Genomic DNA, 7,322 nt, shown 5'->3' with positions numbered 1-7,322 from the left:
GGAGCGTGGGAACGAGCGCAAACTCTCCGCGGCGCGGAGCTTCCGCATTCCCACGCGGCGCGTGGGAACGAGAGGGATACGGATAGCAGTTGTCAGGAGCGGCCCCCGTAGGGCGGGACAGGCCATGGACGGCCGCATCCCGCCGGGATGCCTTAGAGGCTGTCTAAAAACTAACCCATTGATTTTAAATCGGTAGGCTGGGGTGAGGAACGAACCCCAGCTTTGGTTGTTGCTGGGTTTTGGCCGTCCCTGGCCGCAACCCAGCCTACGGCCTATGGCCCTTTTTTAGACAGTCTCTTAGGTTTGGACATGGTTTTCGGGGTCTGCTGCCGAGACCCGATAATAATTGACCGCGCCCGACCGTGTGTTGCTGCGAAGCTCCGATGGTAGCTGGTCCTCCGCAACGGTCCGGACCGCCAGCCCAGGGTGATCATCCGTGGCCGCCACGGCCTGGAAGAGGTCTCCGATGACGCCTTCCAGGTAGCCCTCGAAGAAGCTGCGCAGATCCTTGCCCTGATCGTCGGGAAACCAGTCCGGGTGCAATCCGAAGGCGTCGCCGACGACCCGCAGCCACATGGCCCCGGAGGCTTCGTCGATCGCCATGGGATGGATCACGCCGATGCCGACCCCCGAGTCGAACTCGGCCCACCGCTCGATACGCTCGGAGAACGCCGCCGCGACGCCTTCCCGCTCGAAGCTGTCGTTGAGCTCGGCGGCAAAATCCCGGCCACAGCGCTGGCCCACCGTGACCAGGGCGGTCCGTTGGGCGTCTGGCCCGTCCAACTGACAGGCGTCCAGCAGCCCTTTGATCAGCAGATGAAAGGTCTTGACCCGCATGGCGATGTGGGGCTGCTCGTCCACATTGAGGAGGGTCCCCTGGTGGGGGTAGCTGTCGAACTGCCGGGCCAGGATGCGTGCATCCTGCTGCATGCCGAGCTGCTCGTACCACCAGGCCTCCGCGGCGGCCGGGTCTTCCGTATCTCCCGCGGGCGGCGCCAAGCGGGCACACAGGCCGAGATAGTCGTGACTCAGCTGCCAGAACGGGTCCTTCTTTTCCCGCATCTCGAACAGGATGCGCTCCCGGCCTTCGATCTCCCGGGTCTCGGCGAGGACGACGAAATCCCGCTCCCGGAACAGCCCGGCGGCGTAGCCCTGCTCCCCGTCGGACCAGTGCCGGCGGCGCCAGCTGTCCCCGATGGTGCGGATACAGTCCACGTCCATGTGCTCGCTGCGATGATCCGGCACCCGGGCGATCACGGGCACGAAGCCGATGGGGCATCCTTGGCGCGCCATCTCCCGCACCACGGCCTGGGCGGTACCACAGGCGTATTGGATGCCTTCGGGGTTGGCCGGGAGAAAATGGGCGATGGAATCCGCCCAGGATAGCAGGATGACCGCACTCGGCTCGGTAGTGGTCTTGCAGTCCACCAGCAGATAGTCCGGCGCAAAACGCTCCGCGATCAGCTGCTTGTCGGCGTCGAAGGCCTCCCGGTTGCGATCCAGCCATTCCAGCGGAAAGACCCTGGGACTGAGGCCATTGATCTCCTTGGGGGCAAAGTAGAAGAGGCGATGAAAACGGTAGGAGGCGATCAGGCGCCAATAATCGGGGCTGGTCTCGTCCCCCGCCCGCAGGAGGTACAGTTGCTCGTCGATGCGATCGATCCGGTCTTGGAGCAGGCCCCAGCGTTTGCGCGCCGAGACACCGCCGGCGCGGGCCTCGACGTCGAAGGCGTCCAGATACTCCAGGTAGCCGGGCCCGGGCGATTGCTGCCACTTGTGGTGAAGCCCCGGCGCGGTGAAATCGAAATCCAGCATCAGGACCCGCCGCCCGGTCGATGCCAGGGCCCGGGCCAGATTGCACAGGGCCAGGGTGCGGCCGAGGCCGCCCTTGACGGAGTGGAAGACCAGGGTCCTCATAGAGTTGAGAAGCCGTCTGGTTAAAAGCGATCCTGAATGATTTAGCGTTGTCGGGGGGATTTGACGTGTCGCGTTTCGACGCAACCTACACCCGCATGCCCCCCTGCGCTGCCGGCCCGCGCGGACCTCGCGTCAAGCGTAGGTTGGGTTAGGCGCGCTATCCGATCCCGAAGCACAATGATAGGGCCGAACGCGCCGTAACCCAACACACCGCATTCTACAACCAACGCCAAACAACTCAGGACTGCGCCCGGACAGGCCCTCAAGTCCGATCGGTGGGCAGGAACCAAGTATCTTTACAGCCCGGAAGGTTGGTCGGGTCCGGCCGCGGCGGTCGTGACGATCGGTGCGAAGAGAGTGTGGTCCAGATAAAGGCCACGATGAGGGGCAGCCCGAGGATCAGGTTCGCACTGATTCCCATGATCATCTCAATAGGCATAGATGGTTTCCTCCGTCGGTTTGGTTTTCCCCGTCGCTTTGGTCTGCGCCCTTTCCAGCTTCGCGCGGATCAGGATCGCGATCAAGGGCAGAAACAAGGCGGCCGCCAAGGCGATGTAGAACAGGGTGGCGCGGTGGATCGAATCCTCGATGAGCCCCTGGATGTCCGCGATATAGGGCAAGGCGTAGAGCAGCGCGGCGAACAGACCGATGAGTAGGCAGAAGGCACTGACGGAGTGCCAGCGGCTCGCTTCCCGGTCGCCTTTCTCCAGCGTCTTCATCCATTCCTCGACCTCCGTCTGCAGGTTGAAGAAGATGGTACTCACCACCACGAGCAGGCTGTAATAGGTGGGGTAGAACACATGCGAGACAAGGGGGGTACTATAGTCACCGGCGTCCCGCACCTTGACCGTCTCCGGGTCCGCCGCCGACCTCCCGACCGCTTGCGCATCCGCTCCGCCCGTTATTTCCTGGGGTGAGCAGATCTGGTCAGGGGGAGTGACATTGAGTATCAATACGCCCGCAATCGGGGGCAGCAACACGAAGACCAAGGGCAGCTGGTGATTGAGCAGGGTCCAGTGGATGCTTGCGTAGCGGCGTTTTTCCCACAACCGCCAGAGTCCCATAACGGTAACAAACAAGGTGAAGGTGACAATCCAGGCGGTGATCGCCTTGTCGTGATGTCCGGTTGCCCACAACCAGTATCCGACTCCACCCGAGAATAGTATCCAGGAAACCGCTATCACCAGCAGCAGGCCGCCCATCCGCTCGTCGGTAGGCGAAGTGTCGCTCGCCTTCTCCCCGGCGCTCGGCCCAAAGTTCGGCCCAAAGTTCGGCCCGGAGCTCGGCCCGGCGCTCGAGATCTGAAACCCCCGCGTGCGCGTCATCGCATTCTCCTCTCCCGTCCTGATCTCTTAGACAAAGCAGCTAGCGTAATCATAGTGCAATCGTCGCCTGTGTGTCCTTATGGACAGAATCGGGAGCAAGTTTACAGTCGCCAGTAGGGTAGTTGGGGTGATGGAGGAATCCCGACATTTTTTTAATCCACAGATTACGCAGATTTTCACAGATTATTCCGTTCTCAATCTGTGAGAATCTGCGTAATCTGCGGATAAAGGATACAAAATCAGAATCGGAGGGTAGGCTGTGCCCACCGACGATTCACGCGGCATCAATGAGACTGCGTCTTCTGGTCGTCGGACAGCCCAGGCCGGATTGAGTATGGGAAAAACGAGCGGGTCGCTTCGATGAGGCCACAGCGTTGCCCGCGAGGGGCATGGGCGTCTCGCCCGCAATCCGTAGTCGCCCTCCCTACGGCGGAGAAATGGCATTCCCTGCCTGCCGCGAGCGGGTCGGACCTCGGCGGGCTAGTGGTTAATATTTAAGTGATTTCGGTTGGGCAAAGCCCGTAAGATGGACGTAGGATGCGGTGAGCGCGGTAGGTCTTACAGGATGGCATCACGAGGAGGTGCGAACCGCATCAATGATGCGGTTCGCGCCTGCCTACCGCCCCAGGACCGCTTGCCTGTGCTTGGCCTACCGACACCACCCCAGGGATGGGCCAGGCACGGCAGACAAAGGGCAGGCAGCGAACCGCATTTTTGGACGGCGGCGTGCCCGACATCCATATCTGCAATCGTTGGCTGTGGGATAGTTTGAACCGCAAAGGCACAAAGGAATTGTAGGGTGGGCTGTGCCCACCACCCTGACTGAATCCGCGGGAGCGGACACGACGGCGTTCCCACGCTGGAGAGACTGTGAAAGAATTCGTTTTTCCCGGAAGTGGTGGGGTGAATCCACCATATTTCATACTAAATTTTGTCTCATGTGGATTTAAGAGAAGTATTTTCGGCCTAAAATAGGATAATTATGTTTCGCCTTCCCTATGGCTCCGAAAATCCAGGAATACTTTCACAGTCTCTGGAGCGTGGGAACGAGCGTGATTCGTAGTTTTATACGCTGGCGCCTGCCCGGCATTGCACCGCTTGGGCAGTCTGCAATATTAACCGAAACCCGATAGAGGCATCACAGCCCGTAGGCTATGCGCAGCAGCGTCAGCGGGTGTTCGGGCCTGCTGCCGTCGGCCAGGGCATGGCCGATGTGCTGCCCGGCTATGGGGCAATCGCTGCCGTAGTGGTCGGCCTCGAACTGCTTCACCTGATTGGTCACCGGCCTGACGATCTTCATGGAGTACTCGTGGAATTCCTTTTTGACCGCATAGGTGCCGTCGTGCCCTGAGCAGCGCTCGATGAGCTCCACCTTGGTATCCGGGATCAGGGAGAGCAACTCGTGGGTCTTGCGGCCGATGTTCTGCACCCGCTGGTGGCAAGCGGCGTGATAGGCGACGGTGCCCAAGGGCTGGGTGAATTCGGTGGAGAGTTTGCCGTGCTTATGGCGCAGCATCAGGTATTCGAAGGGGTCGTAGATGTGCGCCTTGATCTTCCGTATCCCGTCTTCGTTCGGGAACATGAGTGGCAGCTCCTGCTTGAACATGAGCACACAGGAGGGTATCGGCGCCACGATGTCCCAGCCCTCGTCCACCAGCCGCTCCAGGATCGGGAGATTGGCGTCTTTGGCCTTCTGTACGGCCTTAAGGTCTCCCAGCTCCAGCTTGGGCATGCCGCAGCACTTCTCCTTGCTCGGGATGGTGACTGGAATACCGTTGTGCTCGAACACCGCTACCAGGTCCATGCCCACGCCCGGCTCGCTGACGTTGTTGTAGCAGGTGGTAAAGAGGGCGACCTTGCCGGTGGTCGGGCCCGCGGCCTCGCCCTCGGAGCGGCGCCCGCCCCGGCCTTTGAGCCGCTTGCGCAGGGTATTGCTATGGTACTCGGGAACCCGCGCCTGGGGGTGGACACCGAGCGTGGCGTCCAGGAGCTTACGGCCAACGCCGGACCGGTTGACGGTGTTGACCACCCCCGAGATCACGGGAATGCCCGCCAGCGAGCCGATCCCATCGGTGTTGGACAGTAGCTTGTCCCGCGGCCGGGTCTTGCCCTGTTTGTGTTTCAGCGCCTTGGCCCGCAGCATCAGGTGCGGGAAGTCCAGATTCCACTCGTGGGGCGGGACGTAGGGGCACTTGGTCATAAAGCACAGGTCACACAGGTAACAGTGGTCCACGACCCGCCAGTAGTCCTCCTTGGCTACGCCGTCCACCTCCAGGGTGTCCGATTCGTCCACCAGATCGAACAAGGTGGGGAAGGCATGACACAGACTGACGCACCGCCGGCAACCGTGGCAAATGTCGTACACCCGCTCGAGCTCCTTGAGCAGGTCACCCTCATCGAAAAACCTAGGGTTAGTCCAATCGATCGGGTGCCTGGTGGGTGCCTGCAGGCTGCCTTCGCGTGTTGTCATGTCATGGGTCCTGCGTTTCAACGCTTAAGAGGCTGTCTAAAAACTAACCTATTGATTTTCTAGTGGCATTGATTTTCGGCTGGCTCCCCAGGCTCCAGCGTGGGAGCAGACCTGGTCCCGACGGAGGAGGGATCTGACGCTCCAGCGTCGATTAAGCGCCTCGGTAGGCTAACCGCCAACGCCTATCAGCACCGAGGAGCTGAGTCCGCGGGAGCGGACAAGCTGGCGTTCCCACGCTGGAGCGTGGGAACGAGCGTGGGTTAGCCTAGAGCGGTTCATTATGCCCCGTTTCTGGTTTGGGTAGTGGTTAATATTTAAATGATTTGTTGGGCACGCCGCCGTCCAAAGATGCGGTTCGCGCCGGGCGCGGAGCGCCCGGCGCTCACCACATCCTACCGGCTTTGCCCAATCTACGAGCTTCGCCCCTCTCCCGGAGGGAAAGGGACGCGGGGCGAACGTCCCGGAATCAGGCGTCCCCGAAATCAGGTGTCCAAGTTGTCCAGGGCCTTCTGGAAGCGGTTGGCGTGAGAGCGCTCGGCCTTGGCCAGGGTCTCGAACCAGTCGGCGATCTCGTCGAAGCCCTCGTCGCGGGCCTTCTTTGTCATACCGGGGTACATGTCGGTGTACTCGTGGGTCTCACCGGCGATGGCCGCCTTCAGGTTGTCGGCAGTTCCTCCGATGGGCAGCCCCGTGGCCGGATCGCCGGTGGCCTCCAGGTATTCCAGGTGACCGTGGGCGTGGCCGGTCTCACCCTCGGCAGTGGAGCGGAAGACGGTGGCCACGTCGTTATAGCCTTCGACGTCCGCCTTGGTTGCGAAATAGAGATAACGGCGATTGGCTTGAGATTCGCCCGCAAAGGCGTCTTTCAGGTTCTGTTCGGTCTTGGTGCCTTGGAGTGGTTTCATGTGAGATTCTCTCTTAAAGTTGCGGTTGGTTGCCGAATCACGCAGTGCTTAAGAGCCTGTCCGACTTACGCGCTCGTAGCCGGGGACCCCGGAGTTAAGGTGGATTGTGCGCGCGATTGAGGCGAACGGTCGGCCTGCTCTGCATGCGGAAATCGCGCGGAAAAGATGACCGGCATCCAGGGTTCCGCAGCGGGGCAGCCGTAAGTCGGACAGGCTCCTAACCTGCATCCTGAATTATAAGCTATACCCTCTACCCGCGAGATGCTAATGGGTATTTCCAATCTGACCGATAGGTGTTACCTATGATTGACGCCACCCATAAGGAATCGCTGCTCAAGATCAGATCGGGCATGCTGCCGGTTGTTGCCTTATTCCTGGGCCGCATTGAGGTCCGACATTCGCTAGGTCTCCGGTCGGTGTTGGACTAGTACCCCATTTCTGCATATTTTGCGCGTAACCCGTAGGGTGGGCTGTGCCCACCAACACCGTGCCTGGCTGGTGGGCACAGCCCATCCTACGAGCCTGAGAACGTAAAATAGGGTGAAATGAGGTACTAGGGTGCGTTCGATGCCGTGTCCCCTGTGGCGTTTCCCCGCGCCTAACCCAACCTACCGCTGATAACAGCTTGTTAGTCATAAAGAAATTCATACGGGCTCGCTGGCTTAAGTGCGTCCGATTCGGTCAAATGGTTTTGCCCTGTTAGAA

General features: G+C 60.7%; 5 protein-coding genes. All 5 read right to left on the bottom strand.

All coding sequences use genetic code 11. The features are described from left to right. Window positions 1-297: 297 nt before the first annotated feature. Window positions 298-1,917, bottom strand: coding sequence for a nucleotide-binding protein (locus E1958_RS11650; protein ID WP_133512023.1), 1,620 nt, complete (start codon window positions 1,915-1,917; stop codon window positions 298-300). 262 nt (window positions 1,918-2,179) lie between these two features. Then, entirely contained in the window at window positions 2,180-2,356 is a 177-nt protein-coding gene (locus E1958_RS20295) for a hypothetical protein (protein WP_165741995.1), read from the bottom strand. Then, a complete protein-coding gene (locus E1958_RS11645; RefSeq protein ID WP_133512022.1) occupies window positions 2,346-3,242 on the bottom strand; it encodes a hypothetical protein in 897 nt (298 codons plus the stop codon). The genes E1958_RS20295 and E1958_RS11645 overlap by 11 nt, the downstream gene beginning before the upstream one ends. A 1,138-nt stretch (window positions 3,243-4,380) precedes the next feature. Continuing rightward, complete coding sequence (locus E1958_RS11640) at window positions 4,381-5,733, bottom strand: heterodisulfide reductase-related iron-sulfur binding cluster (RefSeq protein WP_424945080.1); 1,353 nt, start codon at window positions 5,731-5,733, stop codon at window positions 4,381-4,383. A gap of 461 nt (window positions 5,734-6,194) precedes the next feature. Then, window positions 6,195-6,617, bottom strand: coding sequence for a rubrerythrin family protein (locus E1958_RS11635; protein ID WP_133512020.1), 423 nt, complete (start codon window positions 6,615-6,617; stop codon window positions 6,195-6,197). Window positions 6,618-7,322: the final 705 nt, after the last annotated feature.

Source organism: Candidatus Thiosymbion oneisti (assembly GCF_004359955.1).
Lineage (GTDB): Bacteria > Pseudomonadota > Gammaproteobacteria > Chromatiales > Chromatiaceae > Thiosymbion > Thiosymbion oneisti.
This window is presented reverse-complemented; position numbering and strand designations above follow the sequence as displayed.